Raw genomic sequence first — 12,638 nt, forward strand, 5'->3', positions numbered from 1 at the left:
GCCGTGCACGCCGACGTGTCCGGCGGGCCTGCTCTCGGCTTCGGTGGGGCGGGGCAGGGTGAGCCGTGGGCAGGGTGAGCCGTTCGGCGAGGCGAGGGTGGTGGTGCCGCGTCCGCAGCCGATGTCGAGGACGGTGCCGCGCAGGACGGTGGCGGCGAGGTCGGCGATGACGGTGACGGGGTGGGGGCCGGTGGTCCTGGCGCGGGTGAGGGCGCTGGTGCGCTGGGTGATGCGGTCGGCGTCGGCGTACAGGCCGCGGGCACGGCGAGGTGCGCCTGTCCGCCACGACGTGCTCACAGGACGGGACCGCGGCGAACCGGCACCTGGATCAGGCCGCGCCGCCTCCGGCATCTGCATCGTGCGACCCTTGATGCGCCCTTGATCTGCGAGGCCCGCCCCAAGACCGTCGGAGGTCGAACCAGCGGATTTTGATCAGGGGGACCTATGGGATCAGGAGACGTCGCCAGTCCGTGGGCCACGGAGGCCTTCGGCGAACTCGCCGCTCGGATGACGGCGATCGTGCCGGCATGCATCCTCCGCGCGCACGAGCGGGCCCGCGGCGGCCATGAGGGCGTGCACACCCAAACCCACGAGGCTTACGGGCATGGCCTCTACGCGGCGCAGTACGAGGAGCTGACGACCGGGCTGTCGGTCCTTCCCGACTCCGAACCCGTCCGGCTTCAGGCGCGAACAGTCGTGGTGATCGCCGGCCACGTCATCTACCCGATCCGCTATGCGAAGAAGGACGTCCCGGTCACGACGGCCAGACTCCGCCGGGCCTCCGGGCTCCGCGCGGACCTCATCCGTCGGCACGGCCCCGAGCCCCGCCAGTTCGCGCTCGATCTCGGTATCGAGCTTCCGGAGGACGACGAGCCGCACGCGGACCTTCTGCGTCTGTCGCCGGGGACCGGGCTGGTGATCGTCGCCTACGCGTGTTCCCTGGCCAGCGGAGTGGTCCGACTGGAATGGGGATCAGCGGAACTTCGCCGTGAGGACCGCTCGCTCCTCTGGCACCACCATGAACCGCTGCCGATCCCCGGCGGGTCGCCCACGGGCTGATCACGGGTCGCTGTGGTGCGGCCTTCGGGCGAGCGTAGCGGATCGGGGCCCGGGGTGGTCAGGGGGTGTTGCCGTGGACGATGGTGCGGCCGGGGTAGTGGGCGTCGATGTAGGTGCGGGCGGCGGTGAGGTCGCCGACGACGCCGACGGTGGTGCGGCCGTCGGGCGCGGCGTCGGTCTTGAAGACCTGGAAGTCGGGCCGGTTGAGGCCTTGGAGTTCACCTTCGAGCTGGTAGTCGTGGCCGCGCCGGTAGACGAGGTCGGAGGTGATGTGGCCGCGCACGACCTCGGTCTGGCCGGGGAAGCGCCGGTCGAGGGCGCGGCGGGCGGCGTTGAGGTCGCCGATCACCTCGACGGTCTGCACCCTGTCGCCGGGGTGGGCCCCGACGGTGTCCACGTGCCAGGTGGCCGGGCCGACGCCGGCCTCGTAGATGGCACGTTGGAGGTCGGCCAGTGCCTGCCCCCGGGGCCCGGCGGGCTGGGCGGCGGCCGCGCCGCACGCGATGGCCAGGACGGAGAGGGTGGCCAGGAGCCGGCCGGTGAGCGCGACGTCCACGGGCGTGCCTTCCTTTCGTGCTGTCAGGCGATGGAGAGGCCGAACTTGTCGATGACCGGCGAGATCGGGGTGTAGAGCACGGTGTCGTAGCAGGTGGTCCGTTCCGCCACGGGGCTGCAGACGGCCTTCTGGCCGCCGCCGGCCACGACGATGCCTCTGGCCTGCATGTCCTCGCCGCCGTTGATGCTGGCGAAGACCGGCCCGCCGCTGTCGCCCTGGGCCACCGCGATGGCCCGGTCGTCGGTGCGCTCGGCGATGTCCATGTCCGTGTGCCAGGTGCCCTCGACGCTGGCGGCGTACTCGGTCTTGGTGACCTTCAAGCCGCAGTGCACTCCGGACATGGCCCCGCTGTCGCACACCAGGCCGCCGACGGAGTTGTGCCCGGCGCCGAACACGCGCTTGGAATAGCCTGCGGAGTTGTCCCACGCCCCGTCGTAGAACCGGCCGCTCGGCGTTCCGTTGGTGTTGATCACGGTGATGTCGAGCCCGGTGTCGGAGTCGGCCGCCTTGCCGATCTCGGCGCCGGTGCCGGTCTTGTAGGTGCCGGAGGTCCCGCAGTGCGCGGCGGTGAGCAGGACGGCGGTCTTGCCGCGCCAGGCACCGAACCCCGAGGTGCAGAACGCGTTGCCGGGTGTCCTGAGTTCGGCGCCGGCGCTCCAGGGGCTGGCGTCGCTGTGGCGGGTCGAGGTGGCGGTGGGGGCGGCCGCGGGTGAGGCGTCGACCGGGACACCGGCGAGCTCGGCGGCGTGCGCGGCGACCTGCTCGGCGGCGTGCGCGGCGACCTGCTCGGCGGCGTGCGCGGCGACCTGCTCGCCGGTGAGGACGCGGGGCCGGCGGGCGGTGTCGGGGGTGTAGGTGAGGAGCAGCCCAGTGCCGTCCGCGGCGGGCCCGGCCGCGTTCCACACCGCGCCCGCTTCGCCGCGTACGGCGGCCCCGACGAGCCGGTCCCGCGCTTCGCGCAGCTGCCGCAGGGTGTAGGGCGCCTGGCGGACGGTCGCGGTGATCCCCGGCGGGGTGCGCTCCAGCAGGCCGGCGACGCGCTCGGGCACGTCGCCGTGCCAGTACAGCGTCAGCAGGCCCTGCCGCGGGTCGATGGTGTGCCCCGAGTAGCCGGGCACCGTCGCACGCCGGTGCTCGGGCACCCCGGTGATGGCGTCGGCGAGGTGCTCCAGTGCGGCCTGACGCCGAAGCACCTCGGACTTCACGGTGCCGTCCGAGCGGTGGGCGACGCGCACTGCGGGCACCTCGGCCGCGCGAGCGGGCACCGCCGGGAGAAGGGCTGGCACCGCCGGGAGAAGGGCGAGCACGGCGGCCCCGACGAGAGCCGTCCTCCTGATATGCACCCGCCCAGTACCCCACGGCACGGGCCCGCGCCGCCAGCGAACGGCTGCCCCGTCACCCGCACGGGCGACGACACAAGGGTGGCACGGCACTTGTCGGTTGCCGTCCTGCCGTTGCCGCTACCCGGCTCGTGGCGATGGCCGTCTTTCTCGGGGCTGTCCGTGAGGCCGGACACCCGACGACCCGGCGGTGGGGCCGGTACGGTTCGGTGCCGGGCCGGCACTTACGCGGGCCGGTTCAGCCGGCCCGTGGATAGGCGTTCGTGTAGGAGGGCTGGTGCAGGCCGCGGCCGACGTGGCTTTGGATCCACTGCTCGTAGGGCGGGCGACGTCGGTGGCCACCTCAGGTTCCCCGGGGGTGCGGTCCGGGCCGTCGGTGGAGACGAGGCCGACCAGGTGCGCTCGGCGTGCCGGTGCTCGCCGCCCGGCCGACGGCCAAGGAGACTGAACGCCGTGACTGATGTGCGCGAGATCCTGGATTACCAGACCTTCGGCAGGGCGGTGCGCGAACTCGCGCAGACGATCGCCGACGACGGCTACGAGCCCGACCTCGTCCTGAGCATCGCCCGCGGCGGCGTGTTCGTGGCGGGCGGACTGGCGTATGCGCTGGACTGCAAGAACATCCACCTGGTGAACGTCGAGTTCTACACGGGCGTGGGCACCACCCTCGACATGCCCGTCATGCTGGCGCCCGTCCCCGCCGCGATCGACTTCACCGACAAGAAGGTCCTGATCGCCGACGATGTCGCCGACACGGGCAAGACGCTGAAGCTGGTGCACGACTTCTGTCTCAGCCACGTCGCCGAGGTCCGGTCCGCCGTCATCTACGAGAAGTCGCACTCCCTCGTGAAGTGCGAGTACGTGTGGAAGAGGACCGACGACTGGATCGAGTTCCCGTGGTCGGGGGAAGGACCGGTCGTCAGACGTCACGGCCAGGTGCTCGACGCCTGATCCGAGGACGATGCGGCAACGACCCGACGAGGCTCAGCGACCAGACCTCGGATTCGCCGACCGGACACCAGGCAGCCCACCGGTTGATGTCCTCGCCGTGGTGGCACGGGGACGCCGGCCCGGACGCACCGACCGTCATCCGCGGCACCGGCCGCCACACCTGCGGTGGATCCGGGTGTGAGGCGCAGCAGGTGCAGTCGCCGGCTCAACTGGGTACGGCGGCCTGCCAGGGGAACGGATGAGCACGGAAAGGGCCGTCAAGGCCCGGGTCCGGCGGCAGCCGGACTTCCGTGATCGGCGCAGTGACCTCGACGCCGCACGGAGCGAGGCCGGTGGACGACGCCCAGCCCACGCGGCGGCAGCGGCACGGACGGCCGGCCCGCCGGAGGCGAGTGCGGCCGAGCCGGTCGAGGTGGCCTCGTCGTCGAAGGCCGTCCGGTTCTCCAGCTCAGCGATCAGGGCGAGGAAGCGGTCCGCCTCCGCGCGAGCCGCTGGTGGCGTGGTCACCCGGGCCGTCACCTGCTCCGGCCCCGGCGGCAGCAGGCCAGCCAGCCGCTCACCGTTCAAGCTCCGGTGGATCCGACCGAGGAGAACGCCGAGGTCAGCAGCCTGCCCGATCGAGAGCGCCGTACCCGGAAGATGGCTCCCCTCCATCCACGGGATCAGGCAGTACCCGCGATCAGTGACCTCGACGACCGCGTCCCCGGCCCCGGAGAGCCGCGCTCTGCCCACCGGCAGGCCGTCGTCGGCCAGCGCCGACAACACAGCCAGGTTCCGACGCGCCACCGGCAGCGGCACATCCATGATCCGCTTCAACGCGAACGAACCCTCGGCCGCATCCAGCCGCCAGTTCCCGTTCAACAAGCCGTCCGACAGAAAGCGGCATGCCCGAACCTCGCCCAGCCCGAAAGCCTCACCGAGAACCGCCGAGGGCGACGCAAAGGCCGACCCTGGCCTGGGCGAGCAGACGCAGTGTGTCGGGGCCGGTGTGGCCGTCGGTGGTGCGGGCATCCAGGTGGGCGACCAGGGGCCACAGTTCCGCGACGGCGGTGGTGGCCTGGCCGGCCCGACGGGCGATCTCGGCCAGGCGCAGTACGGAGTCAGCGAGTTGGATCACGAGTTCGTGGTCTCCGTCGGAGTCGTCGGTGATTCCGAGGCAGTGCGGCGAGAGGCCGAGGCGTTCGGCGAGGTGGCACACGGCTCCGATGTCGGCGATGGAGCGCGCACCGGTCTCGATGCGGGAGACGTAGCTGGTGGAGTAGCCGAGGAGGTCGGCCAGTGCCTGTTGCGGCAGGCCGTGGATCTCGCAGTGGAACTGGAGGATCTCGGTCAGGGCGCGGCCGCGCGGGATGTCCTGGGCCCCGGGCGTGGTCCAGTCCCAGCGGATTCCGCCATGGAGCCGACCCGGGCCACAGGTCAGGCCTGGTCGTGCAGTTCGTACCAACGGGCGATGGAGTCCTTGTAGCCCTGCGGCATCACCAGGCCGGGCACCTCGTCGCGGTGAAAGAGGCCCGCTTCCTTGTGCTCGTGGCTGACGACCGGGGTCTGGTGGGCGTCGGTGGCGGTGCAGCCGTAGGTGACGATGAAGACCTTGCGGCCGGGGATCGGCTCGTACATCCACACATCCAGCAGCGGGCCGGCGGTCGCCGTCCAGCCGCTCTCCTCCTGGATCTCCGTGACCACCCGCTGCTCGGGGGTCTCGGCGCCCTCCAGCTTCCCGCCGGGCAGCTCCCATTCCTGCCGCTCGTTCTTCAGCAGCAGTACCCGTTGCTGCGGGTCGAGTACGACGCCCTTGATGGAGATCGGGAAAGCCGTTGGAACGTAGGACTGTTCTGTCTGTCCGGTCATCGCTTCTTCCGGGGCGCGCAGGGCGGGCACGGGCCTGTCGAAGGTAGCAGTCGCGCGGCGGCGCGACGCCCCACAGCGCGGTGATCGCGCTTTGACAATCTGTCACTTGGGCGGGCAGCCCGTGGCGCCCACGTCCAACACGTCCTCACCGCGGCCGGAACCAACATCATCCGTCTCAGCCGGCACTGCGACGACGCTGGATCAGTCGACCACCGAACAGGCCCGGCCACCCGCTTCCGGTAACTGTGCCGACAACCGGGTGACGGGACTCGAACCCGTCACTCATGAAGATCGCCAACAGCATCCGGAAGTTGAGCCAGAACCACGACATCGAGGTGCCGTCGGAGAGATGCGCGAACTCCTCGCACGACAGGAGCCAGCCGTAATGGCCCATGGCCAGGATGCCCGGGACGGACGGCGGCCGACCGTTCGAATGGATGAGCGCGGAAAGGGCGGATCAGTAGCAGCAGGATCCGCTGCCCGATTACCGGACCTGGCACGGAAGTTCAGCGTCATCGACGACGTATGAACGGATCAGCCGAACAGCGGCATCTTCGCCTCGGTCAATTCCAATCCAAGGAATACGCCGTCGCATCGTTCTTCCCTGCCATCGGCCCGGCCCGCGCCCCGCCTCCCGGGCTGGTGCGGCAACCTCCTCCTCCTGCACTACCCCACCTCGAGAGGAGTCTGTCCTTGGCGGCCCACTGCGGCTGCGGCGCGCCGCGGCCGAGAACGGGCTCGGCTTCTACGGCGTGGCGGTACGCGTTTCCTGACCGCCTTGCCCCAACTCGACCCCTTGGAAGGGGTCTTACCCACACGCTCTCGGCTGCCCGCCGGCCAGGCCGGCAAGCAGTTTGCCGTACCGACCGAGCCCTCGGATATGCGTCAGCCGCCAGTCCGCAGATCACGCAGGCCCTCCTCGAAGGCCGTAAGTGCGTACTGCCCTGTGCCGCGCCCTGGCATCTCGAGCTTCTTGAGCTGCCCTCCGACAATGTGGGAGAGCAGCGGTACCGGCAGCGCGTCGGGCCAGAGGCCGGTCCGCTTGCCTTCCGAGAGCACCCGGCGGAACGCGCCGGTGGATCCCCGAAGGCTTCGGCCATTTGCCTTCAACTCCTCTGCGGCGCACTCGCCTTCGCCGTGGACGACCTGAAGCAGGATCTGCTGCGCGCGGGGCGGCAAGCGGTCGTAGTACGAGCGGGCCCGCTTCGGCGTCCAGTGGTCGTCGGGCTCCGCGGTCACGACGGCGGCCGGCATGGCGGCGAGAGCGAGCAGCTTCTCGAGTGCCTCAGGGGTCGGATTCTCCACGGTGATCGTGATCTTCATGACGGACACCCTTGCACCGCAGAGGACTGAACACAAATGACCACGACAGACGACCTGAAAACAGAGAGCGCGTTTCAAGCGCCCCTTATGTATCAATATCTGCGTTGCGCCCTCTAACTGGATTTAGGGGATGCAACACATGGTCTGGTACAGATAGGCCGTCCCGGACGGATCATCAGCTCGCCATGCTGGAAGGAGAGCGCCTGTGGATGCGGACGCGGACAACCTGCCCGCTCTGACGGAGGCCACCGTCGAAGTGGTGGTCGGCGAGCTGGTCGACGACAGTCAGATGCCTGTGCAGTTCGCACCCGACGGGGTCGACCCGAATGAGACGCTGACCGAGGACGCGGCCGACGACCTCGCGTCCGCCCGGCCGGCGCGCACCAGCGAGGCGAACATGGTCTCCTATATCTCCCACCTGCGCCGCCGCGGCGGACGCGACGGCATGGGCGCGCCCGTGAGCTCGCTACGCCTGGCCATGGCCGCGATCCGCGACGCCAACGCCCGTGCGGGATACGAGAACTGGCCTCCGAAGAAGGCGACCGCCGAGCTGATCCGCAAGCAGGCCGCCGAGCACGCCCGCGCCCGCCGCACCCCGAAGTCGAGCCCGCCCGTCGACGCCGCCCGCATCGCCCATCTCCAGCAGGGCACGACCGCCGACATCCCGCTCGCCCGCTGGCGCGACCTGACGATCCTGCACCTCGGTTACCTCACCCGGGCCCGCCGCTCCGAACAGGCGGCCTACCGAATCGATTCCGTCGTCTTCGAGCGGCTGGATGACGGCACCGAACAGATGGTCGTCGGCAAGCGCACGTCAAAGAGCGACCACTGGTCCACCGGCCGGGAGTACATCGTCCGCGACCCGGTGGCGATCTCCGTCGTGCGCACCTACATCTCACTGCTCGCCGAACTCGGCCAGACAGAGCCTCAGTTGCCACTACTTCGCGGCATCACCCGATGGGGCCGGCTCATGCCCGTCCCCGCATCCGGAACCGGCATGACCGGCCACGCGGTAAACCGCGCCTTCAAACGCATGGTCACCCGCACTCCCGGCTTCGACGCCAAGAACGCCACCAGCCACGGTCTACGCGCCGGCGTCCCCGCCGACCTCGCCGCCCAGGGCTACAGCGCTGCGGAGATCCTGGTCATCACCGACGACTGGAAGTCCACCACCATGGTGGAGAAGTACGCCAAGGCGGGCCTGCGCCGCGCCGGCAAGGACAACCTCGGCCGAGCTCAACAGGCCCTCGACGCCCTGGTCGTCCCCTCACCAGTGCTCGTAGAAGCCCTCCGCCGTCTGTTCGGTGGAGCGGGGCCAGCCGTCCCAGTACTGCAGCGGCAGGCGGATGCCGGACATGGAGCCGTCGAGCAGTGCGTTGAGCTGCCGGACAGCCTGTTCAGGGGTCATGGGTGCCTTCGGCTCGACCAGAAGGGGTCGTCGTACTGGGGGACGTCGTCGGGGTTGCCGTTGGGCATGGTCGGAACGGGGGTGGGGGTTCCGAAGGCGCCGTGGACCACCGGGACGGGGGAGCCCCCCGCCGTGATGTCGATGATCCCGGAGCCGTAGATGGTGATCCCGACGCCCGCGCCCCCGGCGCGCTGGCGACGCTGCTGGGCGGCTTCGACTCGTTCCTGGTGACGGTGTACCCCTTGGCCTCATGCCGTCGGCGGCCGCGATCTCCGTCAGCCGAGGTCGAGGGCGTTCGGCAGGCCCCGGCGGTAGCGGGCTTCGTCCTGCTGCTGGAGGGCGGCCAGTTCCGGCGGCTGGTACAGCGGCCACACCGTGCACCGCGGAGCCGGTGAACCGTCGGCGTCGAGCAGGGCGTTGACCGCGCGGCGGGCGGATTCGTTGGCGCCCTCCATGGTGGCCAGGTCGATGTCGGTGGCGACGTAGTCACCGGCGAGGAAGAGGTTGGGCACGGCCGTCGCGGCGGAGGGGCGGTTGTACAAGGTGCCCGCCGGGTGGACGAGCAACTGCTCGCGGTTGGCCGGAGCGGGGCCGCCGAGGCCGGTGACGGCCGGGTCGATGAACCAGGTGACCAGGTTCGCGTCGTCCAGGACGCGCCGGCCGCCGCTGTTGAGGGAGTCCTTGAGCTGGGCCCAGGTCTCGCGCACCACCTCCTCGCGGGAGCACTTGAGCGCCGGCTTGCCGTAGACGATCCCCGGGGTGTCCCACTGCGAGACGATCGCCGAGAGGCAGTCGGCCACCTGCCCGTCGCCGTAGTCCCGGCGGAAGTCCCGGTCGGGCCAGAACTGGGCCTGGCCGATGCACGTGACGGCCCAGGGCGAGTCGACCAGGTCGACGTGGCCGTGCACGATCGGGGTGCGACTGCGTAGGTAGAACTGCACGCCGACCATCCAGTCGGTCCGGAGCCGGTCGCAACGCGCGAGTTGCGGGTCGGCGGCGCGCAGGCCGGGGCCCCAGGTGGCGCGGGCGTGTTCGACCGGCATCGCGCTGACGTAGTGGTCGGCGACCACGGGGGTGCTCACCTGCCGCAGCCGCACGCCCGTGATCCGGCCGTCCCGGTACAGCAACTCCTGTACGTCGGCGCCGAGTTCGAACCGGACGCCGAGGGAGCGCAGCCGGGCCTCCCAGGGGTCGATCCAGGCCTCGCTGGTCGGGGCGTTGAGGATGCGGTCCGGCTCGCCGTCGTTGCCCCGGCCCAGGATGTTGTAGACGAACGCCTGGAGGACCCGGGCGACGGTGCGGGTGCTGGCCTCCTCGGCCTTGGTCGCGACGATGTTGCGGGTGATGCCGACGCCGAGCAGGCGCTGGTAGTCGTACGACATCTCGCCGGCTCGGATGAACCGCCACCACGGGACGCGCTCCCACTGCTCGTAGCGGCGCCGTTCGCAGCTGGTGAAGTGGACCAGCAGCCGGTTGGCGAAGTACGCCACCTCGGCGGCCGGCAGGTGCAGGGCGGTGTCCAGCAGACCCGTCAGTGTCTGGAGCAGTGCGTCGGGCAGCAGCTCACCGAGCACCGGGGGCGTGGTCACGGTGCGGAAGGGCAGCCGCAGCGCCGGCCGTCCTGCGGCGCGGGGGAACAGCTCCTCGGTGGCGTTCACCAGGTTGTCGTGGACGGTGCGGCCGAGTGCCCCGGTGGGCAGCGGAATCCGGCGCAGGGTGTCGGGCAGGTTGCGGTAGAAGCCTGGGAAGAAGCGGAAGCCGTGTTCGCCGGGCAGCGGTCGCCGGCCGCCCCGGGCGGTGCCGGGCACGTCCATGCTGCGGGCCTTGCCGCCCAGCACCTCGTTGCGCTCGTAGACCGTCACCCGGTAACCGCGCTCGGCCAGTTCCTGCGCCACGCTCAGACCGGCGACTCCGCCGCCGAGCACGGCGACCCGCCGTCCCGGTCGCCCGTCGGGCCGTTCCGCCGCCCGCGCCGGTCCGGTGGCGGTCAGCGCGAGGCCGCTGGCCGCCCCGGCCGCCGTGGTGAGCAGGGCTCGCCGGGTGGGTGCGGCTGCTGTGATCGTTCGCATGCTCCGTCAACGAGCCCGTGCGAGTGCCGGGCACGGCCACGGCCGCTGCGGGGGCCGCGGGGCGGGCCGCTCACACCGGGCGGCCCGTCGTCCGCGTGACCTCCGCGATCTCGTCGACGGGCCTTCCGCTGTGCGGGGCGAGGGTCTGCGCGATGAGGTCGGTGAGGTCGGGCCGGGGCGTGTTCCCGTGCGCGTTGTCCAGCGCGACCAGGCCGTGCAGGCGGTCCGGAGCAGCAGGCCCGCCTGCCACTTGAGGCCCTCGACGTACTGTTCAGCACGGCAGCAGGACTCCGCGTTCGCGGACGACCAGCTCCTCCCCCTCGGTGAGGCTCGCGAACGTGATGACCTCGTCCAACAAGCTGAACGAGCCGCCGATCTCCTGGCGGGCGGTGACGATGCGTTCGGCTAGGTCAGGGCTGACATCGAGTGCCTGGGAGATCGTCCGGGCGTCGGCGCTGTTCAGATCGAGCAGTCCGCCGTCGTCGTACCCGTTGCCCCGGCCCGGTCGGCCGATGCCCAGCTCACGGGCCATGGCGGGATCGTCCTGGACGATGCGGCGCGCTTCGGCGCGCAGGGCCCGAGCCTGTTGGGCCACGGCCAGAGGGCCGGTGGGCTCGGTGACGGATGCCGGTATCGGCTGCTGAGCGGTGTCGCCGTAGATCAGGGATCGGTACGGAGAGACGAGGATCGGGGCGATGATCATCCCGGCGAGCGCGGTGAAGCCCGCGGCGGGAGGGATGAGCAGGCCTCCGGCGAGGACGGCGGTGAACACGATGGCCAGGCGGCGAGCCTTCGCCGCGTCGCGCGACTGGACGCGGGACAACCGCGTGGTGGCGTGCCAGAACGGTGCGCAGGCGAGCAGGCCAGCGCTCAGGATCGGCGTGAGGACGTACCAGAGGCCGGGACGGCGTCTGTTGGCTTGGGCGGGGAGTTGGCTCACGGGCTCAGCGTATCGGCGACCGGAGGTACGGTGGGCCCGCACGAATCGACCGGGCCAACTCGCCCCGATGCACGCCGCGTTGGCCGCCCGCCCACCTCGGTGGTCTCCCCACGAACTGACGGTCAGGAGGTACGCGAGCGAAGCGACCAGGGCGGCTCGGCGACCCGCAGGAACCTGCAACCGTACGGAGCGGCCCGCCGACGGCTCCCGCTACTTCAGAAGGAAGTCGTACACCGTCTGCCGTCCGGCCGGGTTCGTCGCCCGGTTCTGCACCGAGTGCGCCGCCCCGGGCACGATCACGATCTGCGGGTCGTGCGCCAACTCGGCCTGCTGGTAGAGCCATTCGTACGGCGTGGCCAGGTCCCGGTCGCCGCCGAGCAGCAGCACTGGCACGTTGGGCGGCTTGCGGTGCGCCGGCGGCGTCGGCGGCGTCGGCGGTACCTGCTCGCGCGGCCGGTCGAGGCAGACCAGGAGGCTGCCGAGCCCGGTCGCGGTCGCCGGGTCGCACGGCCAGGTCTGGGCATGGATCTGCTCCCTGGAACACCGGGTCGAATGCATCGGAGGTCGGCGGTACCGGCCGCAACGACGGCGGTGACCACCGGTGTCCAGTTCACTCCGGTCGAAGCCCACGACCCAGCGGCACTTCGAGTTCGCGACGATCACGAATCGCGATCGTCGCGTGCCACCTCCCGACAGGCCTCCAGCAGTAGGCGCACACGCTCGGGGGGCAGCGGCGCTGTGCACCGCCAACACGGTGGGCAGGGAGAGCCCCTCGGCACTCCGAACCCCGGCCGGGGAACGCACCGGCAGGAAGGCCACCCGACTGCTGCGCACCTGGTGGGCGTGCGCCGCGTACACCACCGTCCAACCGGCGACACCCGCGCCCAGCGCCGCGAGGGTGTCCTGGAGTGAGCTGTGGGGTGGTCCTGCGCGGGCTCGAACCCGGCGTCGCGGCAGGCCCCCACGACCAGGTCGACCAGCGGCGGGTTGCTCCGATGTTCCGTCAGGTGGAGCGGCAGCTCCGCGAGCTGGGCGAGGTCGACCGTGTCCGCCCCGGCCAGCGGGTGGCGGGCCGGCAGGGCGACCAGGAGCTCCTCCTGCTACACCGGGATCTGCCGCACGCCTCACGGCGCCGCAAGCCGGG

At 71.1% G+C, this 12,638-nt stretch carries 15 protein-coding genes; 3 read left to right on the forward strand and 12 right to left on the reverse strand.

Going from position 1 to position 12,638, the window contains the following annotated elements; genetic code table 11:
- The first annotated feature begins 507 nt into the window (after positions 1-507).
- Entirely contained in the window at positions 508-1,059 is a 552-nt protein-coding gene (locus ACFVWU_RS27565; RefSeq protein WP_387625886.1) for a hypothetical protein, read from the forward strand.
- A gap of 58 nt (positions 1,060-1,117) precedes the next feature.
- Here ACFVWU_RS27565 and ACFVWU_RS27570 read toward each other — a convergent pair whose 3' ends face one another.
- Both ACFVWU_RS27570 and ACFVWU_RS27575 read right to left on the reverse strand, forming a co-directional pair.
- Entirely contained in the window at positions 1,118-1,615 is a 498-nt protein-coding gene (locus ACFVWU_RS27570) for a hypothetical protein (RefSeq protein ID WP_387625888.1), read from the reverse strand.
- A gap of 23 nt (positions 1,616-1,638) precedes the next feature.
- Positions 1,639-2,850, reverse strand: coding sequence for a S1 family peptidase (locus ACFVWU_RS27575; RefSeq protein ID WP_387625890.1), 1,212 nt, complete (start codon positions 2,848-2,850; stop codon positions 1,639-1,641).
- A 558-nt stretch (positions 2,851-3,408) separates the two neighbouring features.
- Between ACFVWU_RS27575 and ACFVWU_RS27580 the strand changes: the two genes are divergently transcribed.
- Positions 3,409-3,906, forward strand: coding sequence for a phosphoribosyltransferase (locus tag ACFVWU_RS27580; protein WP_380612566.1), 498 nt, complete (start codon positions 3,409-3,411; stop codon positions 3,904-3,906).
- A gap of 135 nt (positions 3,907-4,041) precedes the next feature.
- Here ACFVWU_RS27580 and ACFVWU_RS27585 read toward each other — a convergent pair whose 3' ends face one another.
- The 5 genes from ACFVWU_RS27585 to ACFVWU_RS27605 form a co-directional block, all read right to left on the reverse strand.
- A complete protein-coding gene (locus ACFVWU_RS27585) occupies positions 4,042-4,917 on the reverse strand; it encodes a phosphotransferase (RefSeq protein WP_387625892.1) in 876 nt (291 codons plus the stop codon).
- Positions 4,820-5,350 carry a helix-turn-helix domain-containing protein gene (locus ACFVWU_RS27590; protein WP_387625894.1) on the reverse strand — a complete coding sequence of 177 codons (531 nt, stop codon included), beginning with the start codon at positions 5,348-5,350 and terminating at the stop codon, positions 4,820-4,822. Before ACFVWU_RS27590 ends, ACFVWU_RS27585 begins: the two co-directional genes overlap by 98 nt.
- Positions 5,323-5,754, reverse strand: coding sequence for an NUDIX domain-containing protein (locus ACFVWU_RS27595; protein WP_387625896.1), 432 nt, complete (start codon positions 5,752-5,754; stop codon positions 5,323-5,325). Before ACFVWU_RS27595 ends, ACFVWU_RS27590 begins: the two co-directional genes overlap by 28 nt.
- Before the next feature lie 175 nt (positions 5,755-5,929).
- Positions 5,930-6,148, reverse strand: a complete 219-nt coding sequence (locus ACFVWU_RS27600) for a hypothetical protein (RefSeq protein WP_387625898.1) — start codon at positions 6,146-6,148, stop codon at positions 5,930-5,932.
- A gap of 491 nt (positions 6,149-6,639) precedes the next feature.
- Positions 6,640-7,077, reverse strand: a complete 438-nt coding sequence (locus ACFVWU_RS27605; protein ID WP_387625900.1) for a hypothetical protein — start codon at positions 7,075-7,077, stop codon at positions 6,640-6,642.
- 205 nt (positions 7,078-7,282) lie between these two features.
- Here ACFVWU_RS27605 and ACFVWU_RS27610 point away from each other — a divergent pair, with 205 nt between their 5' ends.
- Positions 7,283-8,644, forward strand: a complete 1,362-nt coding sequence (locus tag ACFVWU_RS27610) for a hypothetical protein (RefSeq protein ID WP_387625901.1) — start codon at positions 7,283-7,285, stop codon at positions 8,642-8,644.
- Positions 8,645-8,760: 116 nt separating this feature from the next.
- Here ACFVWU_RS27610 and ACFVWU_RS27615 read toward each other — a convergent pair whose 3' ends face one another.
- The 5 genes from ACFVWU_RS27615 to ACFVWU_RS27635 all read right to left on the reverse strand — a co-directional run bounded on the left by ACFVWU_RS27615 (position 8,761) and on the right by ACFVWU_RS27635 (position 12,582).
- Positions 8,761-10,554 (reverse strand): FAD-dependent oxidoreductase, encoded by a 1,794-nt coding sequence (locus tag ACFVWU_RS27615; RefSeq protein WP_387625903.1) that lies wholly within the window; start codon positions 10,552-10,554, stop codon positions 8,761-8,763.
- A 70-nt stretch (positions 10,555-10,624) separates the two neighbouring features.
- A complete protein-coding gene (locus tag ACFVWU_RS27620; RefSeq protein ID WP_387625905.1) occupies positions 10,625-10,804 on the reverse strand; it encodes a hypothetical protein in 180 nt (59 codons plus the stop codon).
- A 21-nt stretch (positions 10,805-10,825) separates the two neighbouring features.
- Entirely contained in the window at positions 10,826-11,494 is a 669-nt protein-coding gene (locus ACFVWU_RS27625; RefSeq protein WP_387625907.1) for a hypothetical protein, read from the reverse strand.
- A 210-nt stretch (positions 11,495-11,704) separates the two neighbouring features.
- Positions 11,705-12,052, reverse strand: coding sequence for an alpha/beta hydrolase (locus ACFVWU_RS27630; protein WP_387625909.1), 348 nt, complete (start codon positions 12,050-12,052; stop codon positions 11,705-11,707).
- Between the two features lie 101 nt (positions 12,053-12,153).
- The gene (locus ACFVWU_RS27635) at positions 12,154-12,582 is read right to left on the reverse strand and encodes a hypothetical protein (RefSeq protein ID WP_387625946.1); all 429 of its coding nucleotides are present in this window, start codon (positions 12,580-12,582) and stop codon (positions 12,154-12,156) included.
- Between the last annotated feature and the right edge of the window lie 56 nt (positions 12,583-12,638).

This window comes from Kitasatospora sp. NPDC058190, from assembly GCF_042883685.1.
Lineage (GTDB): Bacteria > Actinomycetota > Actinomycetes > Streptomycetales > Streptomycetaceae > Kitasatospora.

Coding starts and splice junctions, on each gene's coding strand:
- ACFVWU_RS27565 (WP_387625886.1), top strand. CDS start 508: ATGACGGCGATCGTGCCGGCATGCATCCTCCGCGCGCACGAGCGGGCC.
- ACFVWU_RS27605 (WP_387625900.1), bottom strand. CDS start 7,077: ATGAAGATCACGATCACCGTGGAGAATCCGACCCCTGAGGCACTCGAG.
- ACFVWU_RS27585 (WP_387625892.1), bottom strand. CDS start 4,917: ATGCCCGCACCACCGACGGCCACACCGGCCCCGACACACTGCGTCTGC.
- ACFVWU_RS27615 (WP_387625903.1), bottom strand. CDS start 10,554: ATGCGAACGATCACAGCAGCCGCACCCACCCGGCGAGCCCTGCTCACC.
- ACFVWU_RS27630 (WP_387625909.1), bottom strand. CDS start 12,052: ATGCATTCGACCCGGTGTTCCAGGGAGCAGATCCATGCCCAGACCTGG.
- ACFVWU_RS27595 (WP_387625896.1), bottom strand. CDS start 5,754: ATGACCGGACAGACAGAACAGTCCTACGTTCCAACGGCTTTCCCGATC.
- ACFVWU_RS27600 (WP_387625898.1), bottom strand. CDS start 6,148: ATGGGCCATTACGGCTGGCTCCTGTCGTGCGAGGAGTTCGCGCATCTC.